Annotated in this window: 18 protein-coding genes; 12 read left to right on the forward strand and 6 right to left on the reverse strand. The window is 38.2% G+C overall.

What is annotated here, in order from left to right; genetic code table 11:
- Nucleotides 1–172 precede the first annotated feature (172 nt).
- The 10 genes from CVD27_RS18025 to CVD27_RS18065 all read left to right on the forward strand — a co-directional run bounded on the left by CVD27_RS18025 (nt 173) and on the right by CVD27_RS18065 (nt 10,559).
- Entirely contained in the window at nt 173–1,333 is a 1,161-nt protein-coding gene (locus CVD27_RS18025) for a cation:proton antiporter (protein WP_101649292.1), read from the forward strand.
- A gap of 95 nt (nt 1,334–1,428) precedes the next feature.
- Entirely contained in the window at nt 1,429–1,557 is a 129-nt protein-coding gene (locus CVD27_RS28825; protein ID WP_257984416.1) for a hypothetical protein, read from the forward strand.
- Nucleotides 1,558–1,808: 251 nt separating this feature from the next.
- Nucleotides 1,809–2,807 carry an ABC transporter substrate-binding protein gene (locus CVD27_RS18030; RefSeq protein WP_101649293.1) on the forward strand — a complete coding sequence of 333 codons (999 nt, stop codon included), beginning with the start codon at nt 1,809–1,811 and terminating at the stop codon, nt 2,805–2,807.
- A 130-nt stretch (nt 2,808–2,937) separates the two neighbouring features.
- Nucleotides 2,938–3,969: an ABC transporter permease gene (locus CVD27_RS18035; RefSeq protein WP_101649294.1), complete on the forward strand. Its 1,032-nt coding sequence runs from the start codon at nt 2,938–2,940 to the stop codon at nt 3,967–3,969.
- The gene (locus tag CVD27_RS18040; protein WP_101649295.1) at nt 3,944–4,738 is read left to right on the forward strand and encodes an ABC transporter ATP-binding protein; all 795 of its coding nucleotides are present in this window, start codon (nt 3,944–3,946) and stop codon (nt 4,736–4,738) included. Before CVD27_RS18035 ends, CVD27_RS18040 begins: the two co-directional genes overlap by 26 nt.
- Before the next feature lie 254 nt (nt 4,739–4,992).
- Entirely contained in the window at nt 4,993–6,108 is a 1,116-nt protein-coding gene (gene hppD, locus CVD27_RS18045; RefSeq protein WP_101649296.1) for a 4-hydroxyphenylpyruvate dioxygenase, read from the forward strand.
- Nucleotides 6,109–6,185: 77 nt separating this feature from the next.
- Nucleotides 6,186–7,103 (forward strand): fumarylacetoacetate hydrolase family protein, encoded by a 918-nt coding sequence (locus CVD27_RS18050; protein ID WP_101649297.1) that lies wholly within the window; start codon nt 6,186–6,188, stop codon nt 7,101–7,103.
- A 14-nt stretch (nt 7,104–7,117) separates the two neighbouring features.
- Nucleotides 7,118–8,272 (forward strand): homogentisate 1,2-dioxygenase, encoded by a 1,155-nt coding sequence (locus CVD27_RS18055; RefSeq protein WP_101649298.1) that lies wholly within the window; start codon nt 7,118–7,120, stop codon nt 8,270–8,272.
- Nucleotides 8,273–8,383: 111 nt separating this feature from the next.
- Nucleotides 8,384–8,998, forward strand: coding sequence for an NUDIX hydrolase (locus tag CVD27_RS18060; protein ID WP_101649299.1), 615 nt, complete (start codon nt 8,384–8,386; stop codon nt 8,996–8,998).
- 199 nt (nt 8,999–9,197) lie between these two features.
- Nucleotides 9,198–10,559, forward strand: a complete 1,362-nt coding sequence (locus tag CVD27_RS18065; protein WP_101649300.1) for an aspartate kinase — start codon at nt 9,198–9,200, stop codon at nt 10,557–10,559.
- Nucleotides 10,560–10,581: 22 nt separating this feature from the next.
- Here the strand turns inward: CVD27_RS18065 and CVD27_RS18070 are convergent, their stop codons facing one another.
- A complete protein-coding gene (locus tag CVD27_RS18070) occupies nt 10,582–11,166 on the reverse strand; it encodes a hypothetical protein (RefSeq protein ID WP_101649301.1) in 585 nt (194 codons plus the stop codon).
- Nucleotides 11,167–11,183: 17 nt separating this feature from the next.
- The gene (locus CVD27_RS18075; RefSeq protein WP_101649302.1) at nt 11,184–11,750 is read right to left on the reverse strand and encodes a membrane-spanning protein; all 567 of its coding nucleotides are present in this window, start codon (nt 11,748–11,750) and stop codon (nt 11,184–11,186) included.
- Nucleotides 11,751–11,900: 150 nt separating this feature from the next.
- On the opposite strand from CVD27_RS18075, the gene CVD27_RS18080 reads away from it, so the two are divergent.
- Complete coding sequence (locus tag CVD27_RS18080) at nt 11,901–12,518, forward strand: TrkA C-terminal domain-containing protein (protein ID WP_101649303.1); 618 nt, start codon at nt 11,901–11,903, stop codon at nt 12,516–12,518.
- Between the two features lie 75 nt (nt 12,519–12,593).
- Here CVD27_RS18080 and CVD27_RS18085 read toward each other — a convergent pair whose 3' ends face one another.
- The 3 genes from CVD27_RS18085 to CVD27_RS28830 all read right to left on the reverse strand — a co-directional run bounded on the left by CVD27_RS18085 (nt 12,594) and on the right by CVD27_RS28830 (nt 15,806).
- A complete protein-coding gene (locus CVD27_RS18085) occupies nt 12,594–14,150 on the reverse strand; it encodes an ABC transporter permease/substrate-binding protein (RefSeq protein ID WP_101649304.1) in 1,557 nt (518 codons plus the stop codon).
- Nucleotides 14,150–15,274 carry an ABC transporter ATP-binding protein gene (locus CVD27_RS18090; RefSeq protein WP_101649305.1) on the reverse strand — a complete coding sequence of 375 codons (1,125 nt, stop codon included), beginning with the start codon at nt 15,272–15,274 and terminating at the stop codon, nt 14,150–14,152. The genes CVD27_RS18085 and CVD27_RS18090 overlap by 1 nt, the downstream gene beginning before the upstream one ends.
- A 406-nt stretch (nt 15,275–15,680) precedes the next feature.
- Complete coding sequence (locus tag CVD27_RS28830) at nt 15,681–15,806, reverse strand: hypothetical protein (RefSeq protein ID WP_257984417.1); 126 nt, start codon at nt 15,804–15,806, stop codon at nt 15,681–15,683.
- 140 nt (nt 15,807–15,946) lie between these two features.
- On the opposite strand from CVD27_RS28830, the gene CVD27_RS18095 reads away from it, so the two are divergent.
- Entirely contained in the window at nt 15,947–16,426 is a 480-nt protein-coding gene (locus tag CVD27_RS18095; protein ID WP_101649306.1) for a nitroreductase family protein, read from the forward strand.
- A gap of 47 nt (nt 16,427–16,473) precedes the next feature.
- Here the strand turns inward: CVD27_RS18095 and CVD27_RS18100 are convergent, their stop codons facing one another.
- The gene (locus CVD27_RS18100) at nt 16,474–17,466 is read right to left on the reverse strand and encodes an NAD(P)H-dependent flavin oxidoreductase (RefSeq protein ID WP_180960341.1); all 993 of its coding nucleotides are present in this window, start codon (nt 17,464–17,466) and stop codon (nt 16,474–16,476) included.
- Nucleotides 17,467–17,566: the final 100 nt, after the last annotated feature.

The following is a 17,566-nucleotide window of genomic DNA, read 5'->3' on the forward strand; positions in this document are numbered from 1 at the left end:
GTTTGTTATAATAGTATTAATTAAATATTATTGTTATTGGAGGAGCCTGTCACCAAGGGATACGTATGTCCATTGGTTAACAGGCTCTTTTTTGATTTTTTTAACTAAGGAAAGAGTCTGTTCAATGAATGACAGACTCTTTTTAATTTTTTGAAAAAGGAAAGGTGATTAGATGGAATTAATTTTTGAGTTAGCTATTATTCTACTGGCAACTAAAATTGCAGGTGATATTAGTGCTAAATTAGGGCAGCCCTCGGTTCTAGGAAAACTTCTTGTTGGAATCCTTTTAGGTCCAGCGGTATTAGGGCTTGTTTCAGAAACGAAAACATTAGAAGAACTGAGCCAGATTGGTGTGATTCTATTAATGTTTATAGCGGGATTGGAAACGGATGTTGATGAATTTAAACGCACCGGAAAAGCCTCAACCTTTGTAGGAATCAGCGGAATTATTGTTCCCTTTTTTATAGGATTTTTAGCTGGTATCATCATGAAAATGTCCTCATTTGAAGCGGCCTTTTTAGGCTTATTGCTCTCAGCAACAAGTGTAAGTATCTCTGTTCAGGCCCTTAAAGAATTAAATAAAATGCAGTCAAAAGAAGGAACAGCTATCTTAGGCGCGGCCGTAATCGATGACGTTGTTGTAATTATTGCGCTGGCCTTTTTAATGAGCATGTCAGGCGGAGATGTAAATTTAAGTATGATCATTCTTAAAAAAGTTCTGTTTTTCGGAGGAGCAATTTTTGCTGCCTGGAAGCTTGTACCTTGGGTTTTAAATAAGTTTGCACCGCTTAAGGTAACAGAATCGGTTATTACTGGTGCACTGATCATCTGCTTTCTATTCGCATATATGGCAGAATTAACAGGGGTTGCTGCTATCATAGGGGCCTATATAGCAGGCGTAGCGATAAGTTTAACGAACTTTAAACATGAAGTATTTAAAAAGGTAGAAACAATAGGTTATTCGATTTTTGTACCTGTATTTTTTACTTCCATAGGTGTGAAAGCTAGCTTTGAAGGATTATCACAACATCTTGTTACCATAATTGTACTAAGTATAATTGCAATCCTAACAAAGCTAATTGGCGCTGCAGCAGGTGCCAGAGCAGCGAAATTCTCATGGAGCAGTTCACTGGGCATAGGAGCGGCCATGGTCTCAAGGGGCGAGGTAGCCTTAATCATTGCTTCGATTGGTTTAGAAAGTAATTTAATAAGCCAAGAGCTTTTCGCTATTTTAGTAATTGTAGTGCTTGTGACAACTATTGTTACACCGCCAATGATGAAATACTTTTTTAAATATAGTGATAGTGAAAAAAATGTAAAAATTACTGCTTAACAAATTTTTATTAAAGGTACCCCCATGTTTCCCATAGAAGGCTCGAATAATTTAGTAGATTAATTAGACTAATAACAGTTCTATGGAGGTTAGATATGGGAATCCAATTAATTGATATCGACAAATTACTAGAAGCCACTTCAGATCTAACATCTGAGAAAAACAATAATAAAGTAAAAAAAGTGGAGATTGACCAGCTTCTTGAAAATACTCGTAATTGGTAAGCAAAATAGCGACATTTAAATAATAATACAGGATGGGATGCCCTCTACTAGTAGAGGGCATTTTTCTTTTAGAGTAAAAACAAAACTACAACATAAAGCGGTTTTACCAAGCTTTCCTAATACATAGAAGTTTCGGCACTTTAAAGCGAAAAAATATTTTTGAATTTTCTATTGCTTTTATTGAAAAAGGATATTAGAATAATAATAATTTTTAATATATAAATAATAGTTAGAAAATTAGGAGGGTGTTCATGAAAAGAAAGGTAAAGGCAGTCTCAATCGCATTAGCAGGAATGTTATTGCTAGCCGGATGCGGTAGTAAAGAATCATCTGGTAATTCGGAAAAAGCAGGATCAGAAAAGGAATTTAATGTCGGTATATCACAGTTTGCACCGCATCCATCATTAGATGCTGCAACAGAAGGGTTTAAGAAGGCACTAAAGGACAAAGGTTTAAAGGTAAAATTTGATGAGCAAAATGCTCAGGCTGATATGAATAATACCCAAACAATTGCGAATAATTTTGTCGGAGATAAAGTGGATTTGATTTTTGCCAATGCTACACCGAGTGCTACGGCTGCTTTAAACGCTACAAAGGATATACCTATTGTTTTTACATCGGTAACGGACCCAGTCGGAGCAGGTTTTGTAAAATCTTTTGATAAACCTGGTAAAAACATTACAGGTACTACTGATAATCATCCAGATGCAACAAAGAAAACCATTAACTTTATTACAGAGGAAGTTAAAGCCAAGAATGTTGGTGTGATTTTTAATTCAGGTGAACAAAATTCTGAGGTTCAAGTAAAAGAAGTGAAAAAATTGGTAGAAGAAAAAGGAGCTAAGCTGGTTGAAGCTTCAGTATCAAATACTTCAGAGGTTAAACAAGCAGCTGAGTCCTTAGTTGGCCGTGTAGATGCGATTTACATTCCTACTGACAATACCGTAGTTACCGCTCTTGATTCTGTTATTGCAGTAGCCAACAATAAGAAAATTCCTCTTTTCGTTGGAGAACTTGATTCCATGAAAAAAGGTGCTGTAGCAGCAAGCGGTTTCAGTTATTTTGATCTTGGATATCAATCCGGATTAATGGCTGCAGACATTTTAACTGGCAAGAAAAAACCTTCCGAAATCCCGGTTGAGCTTCCAAAAAGCTTAAAACTAGTCATTAATAAGAAGGCAGCTGAAGCTCAAGGTTTAACTGTTAAGGAAGAGTGGAGTAAACTCGGCGAATTTTATGACGGAAAATAATTAATATATAATGTATTTTCAAGGAGGTAACCTTTTTGAGGTTAACTCCTTGATTTATTACATAAGAATAAAGCGTCGGCCTTATTATTTATTTATGTAATCTTATAGACTTAGAGAAAGGGTGATCTACATGTTTACAGCCATATTTGGATCTTTTGAAGCCGGTATTATCTATGCGATTATGGCACTGGGCGTCTATCTTTCCTTTCGTATTTTGGATTTTCCAGATTTAACGGTGGATGGAAGTTTTGTTACAGGGGCCGCTATATCAGCGGTACTAATCGCCAATGGAGTAAATCCTTTTGTGGCTACTATTACGGCATTATTTGCCGGTTTTGCTGCTGGATGTATGACAGGTCTTCTCCATACATTTGGGAAAATTAATAACTTGCTTTCTGGTATTTTAATGATGATTGCTTTATATTCAATTAATTTACGGATTATGGGCCGTTCTAATATACCTTTACTGAATGCGGATACAGCCTTTACGAAAATCGGTGATTTATTTGAAACATGGGGAATAGATTCATTTTTTAATAAAATTCTAACGATGGTTGGACTCGGTGACAGTCTTCCTGAAACATGGGGAATTTTAATTTTTATGATCATTGTGACATTTGTAATCAAGTTCCTGACCGATCAATTCTTACAAACTGAGATTGGTCTTGCTATAAGGGCAACTGGCGACAATAAGAGAATGATTCGCAGTTTTTCGGCAAATACAAATGTACTGGTTGTTCTAGGACTTGGTCTTTCCAATGCCTTAGTAGCCTTCTCTGGGGCACTCATTGCGCAACAAGGCGGATTTGCCGATGTTGGAATGGGAATTGGTATGATTGTCATTGGTTTAGCTTCAGTAATTATTGGTGAGGCACTTTTTGGAACTAAAACAATGGCAAGAACTACCCTGGCTGTTATTGGCGGATCCATTATTTATCGAATCGTCGTAACATTAGCACTAAGAGCTGAATTTATGAGTCCTGGTGATATGAAGTTAATTACGGCCATTATTGTCATTATTGCGTTAACGGCACCGAAGATCATTGATGCTTCAAAAGAGAAAAAACGTAAAGCTCGAAGGAAAGCTGAGAGAATAAGCCTAATTCAGACTTCTGCGCAAGTGAAGGGGGACAATCATGCTGCACTTAAATCAGATTCATAAAATTTTTAATGAAGGAACCCCAGATGAGAAAGTGGCGATTGATCATGTCAACCTTTCCCTAAAACCAGGAGATTTTGTAACTATCATTGGGAGTAATGGTGCAGGAAAATCCACGCTAATGAACATCATTTCTGGGGTATTAATCCCAGATGTCGGTGAGGTCCTAATTGGCGGAAAAGATGTTACAAATATGTCTGAGTATAATCGCTCAAGAATGATTGGACGTGTGTTTCAGGATCCGATGGCTGGAACGGCTCCAAGTATGACCATTGAAGAGAATCTTGCAATGGCCTATTCACGTAATAAGACAAGATCACTTCGAAAGGGCGTAACAAAGAAAAGAAGGGATTTTTTCCGTGAAGTACTTGAATCTCTTCATCTAGGTTTAGAAAACCGTCTTAGTGCAAAAGTAGGATTGCTGTCAGGCGGGGAAAGGCAAGCGCTCTCCTTGTTAATGGCCACCTTCACTGAGCCATCTATTCTTCTTCTTGATGAACATACTGCAGCACTGGATCCGTCACGTGCAGAGCTTATTACAAACCTGACAAAGGAAATCGTTGCTAAATATAATCTGACAACATTAATGGTTACCCACAATATGCAGCAAGCAATTGATCTCGGAAATAGGCTTATAATGATGGATAAGGGTCAAATCATACTAGAAGTAAATGAAGATAATAAGCAAGAGCTGACAATTGAAGGCTTGTTAAGTGAATTTAAACGAATCCGCGGTTCACAAATGGCGAATGACCGAGCCATTCTGGCATAACATGAGAAAAAAGTTTTTTTACATTTTTAGACAATGTTGAGAAACCGATATTATTTACATTATTTAAACAGTGAAAACATACCTAATTAAAGGTGTGTTTTTTCTTTTTTCTGGGAAATTAGAATTTGTCGGAGCAATATTCTTTAGTGCCTAAAAGCGTTATTGCTTTACCCCCTGCTCTTGAGCGGACAAAAACCCATCGTTTAAAATGAATTCAGAATATTGCTGATTTAAGATTGATGGGGGTGCATGTAATGAAGGATAAGAGAATAAAAGCAGAACAGCTAGCAAATGATTTTTTTCCGGTACGTGATGTAGATTATATTGAAATCTATACGGGAAACGCTAAGCAGGCTTGCCACTTCTTTTGTACAGCCTTTGGTTTTCAGCCAGTCGCCTATTCAGGCCTTGAGACCGGGAATCGTGAAACCGCTTCCTATTGTATAAAACAACGAAATATTCGGATTGTGTTGACAGGTTCTTATACAGGTGAGAGTAAAGTAGCACAGTTTATTAAAAGTCATGGGGATGGTGTAAAGGATGTTGCCCTTCTAGTGGAAGATGTAAGTAAAGCTTTTGAGGAAGCGGTAAAAAGGGGTGCTATTGCCCATGTAGCCCCTTATGAAATGAAGGATGCTTTTGGAGTGGTAAAAAAGGCCGTTCTCGGTACATATGGAGACACCATCCATACGTTAATTGAACGGAAAAATTATCAAGGTGCATTTTTACCTGGATATGAGCCGTTTTCAGCTGCGGTGCCAATTGAAGATGCAGGGTTAATAGGTATCGATCATGTGGTCGGCAATGTCGAGCGGATGGAGGAATGGGTGGAATATTATTCAAAGGTCATGGGCTTTATAGAAATGAAGCATTTCTCTGATAAAGATATAACCACGGAATACTCCGCTCTAATGTCGAAAGTCATGCATAATGGCGGTCGAATAAAATTCCCTATAAATGAACCAGCCGAGGGGAAACGAAAATCTCAGATACAAGAATTTCTTGAATTCTACAATGGTCCAGGAGTTCAGCATTTGGCCATTTTAACAGAAGATATTGTTTCAACTGTAACCACTTTGAAAAAAAATGGGGTAGAGTTTCTTAACACTCCTGACACTTACTATGAGTCATTAGCCGAGCGAATTGGAAAAATAGACGAAGAGATTGAAAAGCTTCGGGAACTCAATATTTTAGTAGATCGGGATGATGAGGGGTACTTACTTCAGATTTTTACAAAGCCAATCGTGGACCGGCCGACCTTATTTATTGAAGTTATTCAGCGAAAAGGAGCCCGTGGATTTGGTGAAGGAAACTTTAAAGCACTTTTTGAATCAATTGAACGTGAACAGGAACGCCGCGGTAACTTATAAAAAATAGATAAATAGAGGATATAATTTGGGGGTCTTCCAGAACGATTTAATAAAAAAAGCTTAGATAGGTGAGCTATGTGAAGTTTATAACCTTTGAAAAAAGCGATGGAAGAATCAGTGCAGGATGGCTGGTAGATGAAGAGAATGCAGTTGATATGTTTGAAGCTTCAGGCGGGCGGCTTCCTAATAATCTATTAGAATTTCTTGAACATAGTGAAGAATATCTGATACTGGCGAATAGCTTCTCCCTTCTCCCAGGTGAGAAGGGAGTGTATCCATTAAAGGAGCTGCGTTTAAAAGCACCGCTTCCACACCCCCGGAGTTTTCGGGATTTTTATGCCTTCGAGCAGCATGTAAAGACGGCACGTGAAAAGAGGGGGCTTTCCATAGTACCTGAATGGTACAAGATGCCTGTTTTTTATTTTTCCAATCACCTTGCTATAAGCGGGCCAGAAGATACAATTCTGAGGCCAAAAAACTGTTATTGGCTTGATTACGAGCTAGAGATTGCTTGTATCCTTGGGAAGAAAGGCATGGATATACCTGCGGAGGCTGCAGATGAATATATTTTTGGGTATTGTATTTTAAATGATTGGAGCGCAAGAGACCTGCAAAGGGAAGAAATGAAAGTCGGACTAGGGCCAGCTAAGGGAAAGGATTTCGCTACCACAATCGGTCCATGGATTGTTACAAAAGATGAATTAGAACACCTTAAGCAAGGTGGCGGGTATAATCTCAGTATGAAGGCTCGTGTAAATGGAAATTTACTTTCAGTGGGAAATATGAAAGACCTCCACTATTCCTTTGGAGAAATGATCGCAAGAGCCTCTGAGGGTGTTACACTTTATCCAGGCGAAATAATTGGTTCAGGAACAGTTGGGACCGGCTGTATACTAGAGCTCGGCTCAGAAATCCATCGCTGGCTTGAGCCAGGTGATCAGATAGAACTGGAGATTGATTGCCTTGGTATTCTTAAAAATATAGTCATTGAATGAAAAGAGGTGAGACGATGCATTACCGTCAGATGGGAGAGGTGCCTCATAAACGGCATACGATGTTTAAAAAAGCTGATGGGAGTCTGTATCGAGAGCAGGTAATGGGAACGCGGGGATTCTCCGGGACACAATCCATTTTGTATCATCACTTTATGCCTACTGCAGTCGTTAAATCGGAACTAGTTGGCAGTTATTTGCCGGAATATGAGGAGCAGCAGTCCTTAAAACATCGCCACTTTTTTACTAATCATATAAATTTAGAGGGAGATGCTTTAACAGCAAGAGCTTATTTATTGGGAAATCAGGATTTACTCATTGGAACGGCCAAAGTGACTAAACCGATGACAAGTTTTTACCGTAATGGTGAAGGGGATGAAATGTTATACATTCATTATGGTTCAGGCAAGCTTGAGACGATGTTTGGAACAATTTCCTATCGTGAAGGTGACTATTTAGTCATACCGATTGGTACAATTTATCGAGTCATCCCTAATGAACAGGAAACAACGCGATTATTGTTTATTGAATCCTTTAGTCAAATTACAACACCCAGGCGCTACCGAAATGAATATGGCCAACTATTAGAGCATAGTCCCTTCTGTGAACGGGATATTCGTGGACCTGAAACTTTACAAACGTTTGAGCAAAAAGGAGAATTTGAAATCTTAACGAAGTCAAGAAGCTTGATTTCCTCTCATATTCTTGGTCATCATCCGTTTGATGTTGTTGGATGGGATGGTTACCTTTATCCTTGGGCATTTAATATTGAGGATTTTGAACCAATTACGGGAAGAGTTCATCAGCCGCCTCCGGTTCATCAAACCTTTGAAGGGAATAATTTTGTTGTATGCTCCTTTGTGCCAAGATTATTTGATTATCATCCAGAAGCCATACCAGCCCCTTATTATCATAGTAATGTAAATAGTGATGAACTTCTCTATTATGTTAAAGGTAACTTTATGAGCCGTAAGGGGGTACAGGAGGGTTCGATTACGATCCATCCTGGAGGGATTCCTCATGGACCGCACCCTGGAAAGGTAGAAGCTAGTATCGGGAAGAAAGAGACATTGGAACTTGCTGTCATGATCGATACTTTCCATCCATTAAAAATAGTGAAGTCTGCACAACAAATGGAAGATTTCTCTTATATGTATTCATGGACTAAGTAAAATTGTAAAACAATCCAACGAATGCGGTTGGGTTGTTTTTTTTCATTAGGAAAAAGTGGTATTGTAGTATTAGACAATTTCTTTTTTTGACACATAAAGTGAGGTGAAATTATGGATTTAGATTCCGTTTTAATCAGATTAAAGAGTCATACCCCAAAGATTTTGGGTAGTGAAAGATTTTCGAAATATGCTGTATTACTCCCATTATTAAAAAAAGAGGATGGAATACATGTATTGTTTGAGATTCGTTCTCTTGAATTAAGAAGACAGCCGGGAGAGATTTGTTTTCCGGGAGGAAGGATTGATGCACAGGATATGGATGAAGAGGGTGCAGCTATCCGGGAGACAGTAGAAGAGTTAGGAATCAATAAAATAAATGTGACAAATGTATTTCCATTAGATTATATGATTTCTCCCTTTGGCATGATTCTCTATCCATTTGTTGGTTATATTAATAACCATGAAACAATCAAGCCTAACCCAGCTGAGGTTGGTGAAATATTTACTGTTCCCTTATCATTCTTTATCCATAATGAGCCTGAAATCTATCGCGTCGCCCTTAAGCCCGAGCCTGAAGGAAATTTCCCGTTTGATTTAATACCGGGTGGTCAAAAATATAACTGGCGAGCTAGAGGTATGGACGAATATTTTTATCGTTATGGCGATAAAGCAATTTGGGGGTTAACGGCAAGGATTTTGTCCCATTTTATTGAAATCATTCGTTGATTCTACTACAGATAACAAAAAAGTATCATTGCTTTAATACAGTAATTGATCTTCAGGATAAGCTCGCAGTGTTTCTTGAGAAATGACATTTGTCTTTTTGGTAAGGACAAATGTTCATAATACGAGGAAAAAACTCTTGATTATTTTCTAAATTGTAATAAAATTAAAATTATATTTTTATAGAGTAGGGGATGTATCCATGAAGGTCATAAAGTTTGGCGGATCCTCTTTAGCTTCCGGAAAACAGCTAGAGAAAGTATTAAAAATTGTCACTGCTGATCCTGAACGTAAAGTGGTTGTTGTATCAGCACCAGGCAAGAGGTATGCAGAAGATATTAAGGTAACAGATTTATTGATAGAATGTGCAGAGTACAGCCTTCAAAATCAAGATCCAAAGGAAAAGCTGGAATCCGTGCTTGAAAGGTATGCGGCTATTGCTGAGGAATTACTTCTTCCAGACGGAGTAATCCGTGAGATACATGATGACTTAGTAACGAGAATTGCTAGTGATAAGAGTAAACCGGATCGGTTTATCGATTTGCTTAAGGCAAGCGGTGAGGATAATAATGCCAAATTAGTAGCGGCATATTTTCAATCACGGGGAGTAGAGGCTCATTATGTTGATCCAAAAGAGGCGGGCCTTCTTGTGAGCGATGAGCCAGGGAATGCACAAGCGTTACCGGAAGCTTTTGAGCGGTTATATTCATTAAATAAACGGTCTGGAATCTTAATTTTTCCAGGATTTTTCGGTTATAGTGAAAGTGGAGAGGTGTTCACCTTTTCAAGGAGCGGTTCAGATATTACCGGTTCCATTCTTGCGAATGCCTTGAAAGCAGACTTATATGAGAATTTTACAGATGTGGATGCAGTGTATTCGGTTAACCCATCCATTGTAAAAAGTCCAAAAGAAATTAAAGAACTAACCTATCGGGAAATGCGGGAACTGTCCTATGCCGGATTTACGGTTTTGCATGATGAAGCACTTGTACCAGCCTTTAGAGCGGGAATTCCTGTAAATATTAAAAATACAAATAATCCGTCTGCGCCAGGAACACTTATTGTGAATCAGCGAGATAATACCAATGGACCTGTCATTGGTATTGCCAGCGATAAAGGGTTCTGCAGTATCTATGTAAGCAAATACTTAATGAACAGAGAAATTGGCTTTGGCCGCAAGCTGTTAGGGGTATTAGAGGATTATGGTCTTTCTTATGAACATACTCCATCCGGCATTGATGATGTGTCTGTTATTTTACGTGAGAATCAACTAGATGAAAAAGTGATGGATGCAGTTATAAATCGGATCAAAAATGAGTTGCATGCTGATGAAGTGAAAGTTGCCCATAGTCTGGCTCTTATTATGGTAGTCGGAGAAGGAATGCGCCAAAATGTTGGCACAATGGCTAGAGCTTCTAAGGCCCTCGCAAACGCTAGTGTTAATATTGAAATGATTAACCAAGGTTCGTCTGAGGTCAGTATGATGTTTGGTGTCAAGGAAGTGGATGAGAAGCGGGCTGTACAGGCTCTGTATGAGGAGTTTTTTGTTCCTGTCACTGTATGATTTTTAAATGAGAAAAGGTACGTCAACGAGGACGTACCTTTTTTAATTTCAGTTTTGTTCGGATAAAAGTCCATATCGCAATTACTAAACCACCCAGAGTATCGGCAATTAAATCCGTCATGGTATCTGTATTTCCCCCGCCTTGTAAGGTCATTCCAAACAACTGGTCACAGCTAAACTCATAGACCTCCCATAAAACACCCCCGAATGCAGCAAACGATGCAGTAAAAAGGAATACAAACCAGGGGGATATTTCATATCCTGCTTCCCTGTGAATTAATCTTTCATACAAAGCGATTCCTGTAAACGCAAGTATGGCACCCGAGACGAAATGCATAAAAGTATCCCACCAGCCAAGACCATACCAGCCCAATATGGAACCCAAATATTGTGAACCAATTAAGAAAATGATATAGGAAAAGACGATAGGAAGATTAAATTGCAACTTTGTAAACAGAGCCAAAAGAAGAGGGACCGCTCCGCATAAAACTCCGCCTATAGCCACAGTAGATTTAAATGTTTGGCCGATACTATAGTAATACACTGCCAAGACGGCCATGAATACGACATACAATAAACTTACTATAATCACAAGTTTTCTGTTCATTTACAGCACCTCAATTTTTAAATACTCCTTTTCCTAAAAAGGGAATAGACCGCAATGATAAGACCTCCTCCCAAACCGCAAAGTAGATCATACATTGTATCCGTATTACCGCCCCTTTGCATCGTATGTGTTAAAGTTAGATCGCCCACAAACTCATATATCTCCCAAAGAACACTAGAGGAAACAGCAAGGGAAACGACAAACAGAACAAGAATTCCAACAGATACATTGCTTCGTACTTGTTCTGGAATCCAATGTTTAAAAAGACTTATTCCCACAACCCCTACAAGCATTCCTTTTAAAAAGTGCAGAGTAGAATCCCACCAAAAGTAATGCAGATAAAAGCTGGAGATGGAACCTAAATATAAGGAACAAAATAAGAAAAGATAATAACTGATAATTATGGGAATATTAAAGGGATTTTTTTTCATCTTTAGTAAGATAAGCGGCAAAAGACTGACAATAATTCCTCCAAGTGCAACCTGCCATCGGGTATGGTCATGTTTAATTAAGTAATAAATGAATAAAACCGTCATACCCAAACTAAATAAGATGCTTAAACTAATAATAACCTTCCTTTTCACCTGCTCACCTCATTCCTAAAGAACTCCTTACAATTATGTCCAAAAGTAAGGAAATATAATGGTATAGTTTGGCTCGCAAATTGGTCATAGAAAAGGTATAGTGATAAGGTATGAAAAATTTTATAAAGATGAAATTTGGTGGTGGTTCCTATGCAAAAAGCGCAAATTCCAACATACGAACGGATAGCAATTGATTTAGCAAATAGAATATACGACGGGAAGTTTAAAGTAGGAGAAAAGATTCATGGAAGGTCCACCCTTGCAAGTGAATATAAAGTCTCACCTGAAACGGTCCGCAGAGCAATTAAGATTCTTGAAGATGTGGAGATTGTCCATTCCACTAAAGGAAGTGGAATTATCATCTCATCAAGGGAGAATGCTTATAAATATATTCACCGTTTTTCCAATTTAGCGAGTATAAAGGATTTAGAGAAACAAATGAACAGTCTTATTTCAGAAAGGAATAGGCTGGATGAAGAACTTTTTGACACATTAAGAAAAATCATGGATTATTCAGGAAAGCTGCGGCACACGAACCCACTGGCGCCTATTGAGGTCGAGATTTTTCCTGGGTGCAGCCATATTGGCAAAACCATTTCTGAGGTGAAGTTTTGGCAGAATACAGGCGGAACAGTGATAGGTATGAAGCGCAATGGAGAATTAATTATCTCACCTGGACCTTACGCATCCATACTTGAAGGGGATGTTTTACTTGTTATTGGTGACGATGCGACATATGACAGAGTAGTTCATTTTTTAGAAGACTAGTTAGAAAATGCTGAAGCATTTAATCGCAAACGCTGGATAATAAAAAAAGCCGGTCAAATTGACCGGCATTAGACATTAATCCAATAATCCCTCGTTTTCCAAAAATTCCTTTGCAACCTTCTCTGGAGACTGTTTCAGGCTGTCAACCTTGTAGTTCATCTCCCGCATTTTTTCATCGGTTAGTTTTCCAGATAAGCTGTTAAGTACTTTTTTCAATTCTGGATGTTCTTTTAAAGTTTCCTCTTTAATAGCTGGAACAGCATAATACGGAGGGAAAAAGTGCTTATCATCTTTTAATACCTTTAAGTCAAACGCTTGGAGTAATCCATCGGTAGAAAAGGCATCGATAACATCGCTCTTATGATTTTTAAGGGCAGTGTAGCGCAAGCCGCCATCGACTGCTTTCACATCCTTAAATGACATATTATAGGTTTTAGTAAGACCGATTAGCCCATCTTGCCGGTTAGGGAATTCGATGGTAGGGCCCATGATTAAATTCCCACTAACCTTTGATAAATCGGAGATATTTTCTAGTCCATACTGTTTGGCTGTGTCTTGTCGGACGGCCAGGGCATAGGTGTTATTAAATCCAAGTGGCTGTAGTAAATCGATGTCATATTTCTGTTTAAATTCCTTTTGGACATAATTATAGACCTTGTCTGAATCACTTTCAGGAGGCTGTTTTAAAATATTCACCAAACCTGTTCCAGTGTATTCTACATATAAGTCAATATCTCCTGATTTTAAAGCACTGAAAGCCACTTGTGAACCGCCTAAATTTAGTTTTCTTTCTACTTTTATATCTGTCTTATTTTCAATTAAATCGGCGAGCATATTCCCTAATATCAATTGTTCACTGAAATTCTTCGATCCAATAACAATCTTATCTTCAGCATTAGCTGTTGAATAAACTTTAAGTCCACCAGCGGCTAATAACATAATAGCGGCTGTAGCAATGACCCATTTCTTTGCTTTGCTTTTTTTCTTGGAAGCGTATCGCTGCTTGTTTGTATATGAAAGCCTCGCTTCAAGCTTACCAACAGCAAAGTCGATTAATAGGGCCAATATACATGCTGGAATTGCCCCGGCCAAAATCATATGATTATCGACGGTTTGAACACCGGAAAATACAAGATAACCAAGTCCGCCCGCTCCCACAAATGCAGCAATGGTCATTAAACCAACGGCGGTAACCGCGGAAATTCTGATCCCCGCCATAATCATCGGGAAGGCTAGCGGTAACTGAACCTTTTTCATTGTTTGACCCTTGGTCAGACCGATGCCTTTGGCAGCTTCCAGAATGTCTTTATCAATATTTGTCAGGCCTGTGTAGGTATTTTTGACGATTGGCAAAAGGGAATAAAGTACAACCATCACAATAGCGGGGGCACTGCCAATACCAATAAAGGGTATAATAAATCCGAGTAATGCTAAGCTTGGAACAGCTTGAATGACGTTGGCAGTCCCGATAATTGGTTTAGATAGCTTTTGTTCATTAGATATCAAAATACCTAACGGGATACCGATGACAATGGCAATGACGACGGAAATAATACTTAGATATAAATGTTCTCCTAGTAAGCTGAAAATTTGAGTGTAGTTATTTGTAAGATAATTCAAGAAACCACTCATTAAAATGCCACCTCCAGGTCTATTAATTGACTGCTTAACGCAGATAATATACTGCTTCTTGTGATCAGTCCTGTTAATTGGTTAGTAGCGTTCACTACAGGAAGGTATCCGATTTTATGTTCGTTCATGGTGGCCAATACAGAGATTAAGTTAGCATCCTGAGACACAGATTGGACCTTCTGCTCCATGACCATTTCAATAGAAGTATTTCGATTTAGTAATTGGATGCTTTTTAAAGTTACAAGCCCCTTTAGGACATTGTGTTTGTCTGTCACCATTAAACTATCGACCTTATGATCCTTCATAACCTCAATTGCCTGCAACACCGTACGCATAGAGGTAATCTTAACAGGATTTTGAATCATGATATCCTCGGCCATTAACAACTCAGGATTATTCCAAACCCTTCTTTTCCCAATAAATCCTTCAACAAATTCATTGGCAGGATTTTTAAGAATATTTTCTGGTGTGTCATATTGAAGAATATCCCCATCTTTTAAAATACAAATCTTGTCTGCAATTTTAATCGCTTCATCCATATCATGTGTAACGAAAATAATTGTTTTGTTTAATTCCTTTTGCATTTGGAATAATTCATCCTGAAGGGAGCTTCTTGTAACAGGGTCGAGTGCACTAAATGGTTCATCCATCAGAATGATATCTGAATTCGTAGAGAAAGCCCTGGCGACCCCTACTCTTTGCTGCTGCCCACCACTTAATTCCTTCGGATAACGATGTAAATATTCTTTTGGGTCTAGGCCAACCAAGTCCAGCAGCTCATTGGTCTTCTTCTCAATTGCCGCGGGATCTTCACCCTTTAGTTTCGGGATTAGTTCTAAATTTTCTTGGATTGACATATGTGGAAATAGACCGGTGTTTTGGATGACGTAGCCAATGTTACGGCGGAGTTCAATAGGATTCATAGTGGTGATATCCGTTCCATTTACAAAAATCTTCCCGGATGTGGGTTGGATAAGTTTATTAATCATTTTTAGTAAAGTTGTTTTACCGCAGCCACTGGGTCCAATAAAGACGACTAACTGGCCGGCTTCGATATTTAAAGAAAATGGATTAATAATCGTTTTTGTCCGGTATTTCTTAACAATATTCTTGAATTCTATCATTTTCATTCCCCCTTAATTTATTAGTTCGATATAGTAACAACTTAATGTTAACATATGAGTTGTTAGTTTGTCGACCCATTTTTATTTAGTTACCAAGTAAAATACCCGGCTTTTACAAAATGAAACATTGGTAAATGAGCTTAAACTTCAAGATTTATAAGTAAAAATGCTAAAATATAAATATAAAAATTGTAAGTAAAAGGGGAGAATTAAATTGAGTTTTGTCCGTGACAAGTTCAGTATGAAATTTTTCCTTTTTCTCGTGATAGCCTATTTATTGATTCAGGTACCGATCATAGGAAACTATATAAGAATAATTAAATTAAAAAGGGGGTATTATTAGGTGGGAAATTCATAGGCGGACGTACTACTGTTGTGTAAGTCCACCTATGAATGTTTATGGGATTTATTTTTGTAAATCTTTTTTAGTTATTGAACTGCGGATACTCGTTTCTTTTGAAAATTCAGTATCCTGTTTTTTGTTATTTGGATATTTATTCTTGCGCTCACGATTATCATTACGATTGGTCATTAAAATTTCCTCCTTTCCTTAATCTGATGATTATTTTGTACCTGAAAAGTTTTTTTAATCTTGTTTTTTACCGAGCTAAGTAAGCTGATGAGAGCATATCTTAGTAAAATGATAAAAGATTGAATGGGAGTGATGGGGGAATGAAGGATCTTATAAGAACGCGTCGCAATATTAAAAAGTTTAAACCTAATGAGATAAGAGAAGACGCTCTTTTGAGCTGGCTAGAGGCTGCAGTCATGGCGCCTAATCACCGTATGACAGAACCATGGGAAGTCTTTTTTTTAGGTAGGGAAACAAGAGAAAAACTAAACCATAAAACAAATTTTGGTAATGCTCCAGTAGTTATGGCGGTTATTTCCAAGAATGGAGTAAACAAATTGGAAACCGAGGAAAATGCTTTAGCAACAGCCTGTTTTATCCAAAATTTTAATTTGGCAGCATGGGCCGAGGGTGTTGGAACCTTTTGGTCATCCATCGGGGCTTCAGAGAGGAACAGGGAAATACTTGGTGTTCCCGAAGGATATCATGTCATCGGTGTATTGGGTGTTGGTTATCCGGAAATAATTCCCGATCCTAAACCACGCAGGCCGATTGCTGAAAAGATAAAAAGGTTACCATAGAGAAAAATCCAGCCAAAAAAAAATAATGGCTGGGTTTTATCTAAGTATTAAACCATTTTTGGACTGTCATTCATTGTATCGAGATACTCGTTTGTAAGATTTTCAATAATTTTTCTAACAGGAAGAATCTCTTTTATTTCGTCGACCCTTGCACCTGCAAAAACAAGACCATTTTCTACATCACCATTCATGGAGGTTAGCAGGGAATCGAGGGTGCAAAAGCGAAAAGAACAGTTCTTCAAACAATTTTGACACTTGGAAATCTTCACTTTATTCTCTTGGCAAATCATGTCTGAAAAGTTATTCTTGATGATTCTTCCTTTTAAGCCAACTGTTGTTTTAACCAACGCTAAATCATCTTTATTGGCATGTATATATTTTTGTTTAAATGCAAATGGTGCATCACATTCCTCGCTTGCCACAAACCGAGTGCCCATCTGAACCCCAGATGCACCAAAGGCTATTGCCTTAGCAATATCTGCTCCGGTTATAATTCCACCAGCGGCAATGACTGGAATGGATACTGCTTCTATCACTTCTGGAAGGATATCAAACATAGGACGATCTGTACCCAGATGACCTCCTGCTTCAAACCCTTCCACCACAACTGCAGAGGCGCCTAAACGTTCAGAAATCCTAGCTAATTTAGCAGAAGAGACTATTGAGATAACAGGAATTCCAGCTTGTTTCCCCCAGTTGTACATGTCCCTTGAGATTCCTGCCCCAGAAATAATGAAATCTACTTTTTCTTCAAGAGCAGCCTTCATTTTTTCAGCAAAATCATTCATGGCAAATAGAACATTTACCCCTATATATCCTGTATTCTTAATGTGTGCCCTTGCCTTTCTTATATGTTTGCGCATATCTTCTATGGAAATACCAGTACCAGAGATAATTCCAATCCCGCCAGCATTTGCTACAGCCGAAGCAAGCTTGCTAAGCGAAATTCCAACACCCATTCCGCCTTGAAGAATGGGGACCTTTGGCATCATATGCCCGATTTTTAATTGTGGAAAATTCAAATGATTACCCCTTTTCAATAATATTAGAAACTTCCCATGAATTTTACCATGGTTATTAGAAGATGTAAGTGATAATTGTTACCTGGTCATAATTGTAAGTATTAAGTTCTTTTACCAT

The sequence above is a fragment of the Neobacillus cucumis genome (assembly GCF_002860255.1).
Classification (GTDB): Bacteria; Bacillota; Bacilli; order Bacillales; family Cytobacillaceae; genus Neobacillus; species Neobacillus cucumis_A.

Bases quoted from the DNA above. Each gene is read 5' to 3' on its own strand.
- CVD27_RS18025 (WP_101649292.1), top strand. From the start codon at position 173: ATGGAATTAATTTTTGAGTTAGCTATTATTCTACTGGCAACTAAAATT.
- CVD27_RS28825 (WP_257984416.1), top strand. From the start codon at position 1,429: ATGGGAATCCAATTAATTGATATCGACAAATTACTAGAAGCCACTTCA.
- CVD27_RS18030 (WP_101649293.1), top strand. From the start codon at position 1,809: ATGAAAAGAAAGGTAAAGGCAGTCTCAATCGCATTAGCAGGAATGTTA.
- CVD27_RS18035 (WP_101649294.1), top strand. From the start codon at position 2,938: ATGTTTACAGCCATATTTGGATCTTTTGAAGCCGGTATTATCTATGCG.
- CVD27_RS18040 (WP_101649295.1), top strand. From the start codon at position 3,944: ATGCTGCACTTAAATCAGATTCATAAAATTTTTAATGAAGGAACCCCA.
- hppD (WP_101649296.1), top strand. From the start codon at position 4,993: ATGAAGGATAAGAGAATAAAAGCAGAACAGCTAGCAAATGATTTTTTT.
- CVD27_RS18055 (WP_101649298.1), top strand. From the start codon at position 7,118: ATGCATTACCGTCAGATGGGAGAGGTGCCTCATAAACGGCATACGATG.
- CVD27_RS18060 (WP_101649299.1), top strand. From the start codon at position 8,384: ATGGATTTAGATTCCGTTTTAATCAGATTAAAGAGTCATACCCCAAAG.
- CVD27_RS18065 (WP_101649300.1), top strand. From the start codon at position 9,198: ATGAAGGTCATAAAGTTTGGCGGATCCTCTTTAGCTTCCGGAAAACAG.
- CVD27_RS18070 (WP_101649301.1), bottom strand. From the start codon at position 11,166: ATGAACAGAAAACTTGTGATTATAGTAAGTTTATTGTATGTCGTATTC.
- CVD27_RS18080 (WP_101649303.1), top strand. From the start codon at position 11,901: ATGCAAAAAGCGCAAATTCCAACATACGAACGGATAGCAATTGATTTA.
- CVD27_RS18085 (WP_101649304.1), bottom strand. From the start codon at position 14,150: ATGAGTGGTTTCTTGAATTATCTTACAAATAACTACACTCAAATTTTC.
- CVD27_RS18090 (WP_101649305.1), bottom strand. From the start codon at position 15,274: ATGATAGAATTCAAGAATATTGTTAAGAAATACCGGACAAAAACGATT.
- CVD27_RS28830 (WP_257984417.1), bottom strand. From the start codon at position 15,806: ATGACCAATCGTAATGATAATCGTGAGCGCAAGAATAAATATCCAAAT.
- CVD27_RS18095 (WP_101649306.1), top strand. From the start codon at position 15,947: ATGAAGGATCTTATAAGAACGCGTCGCAATATTAAAAAGTTTAAACCT.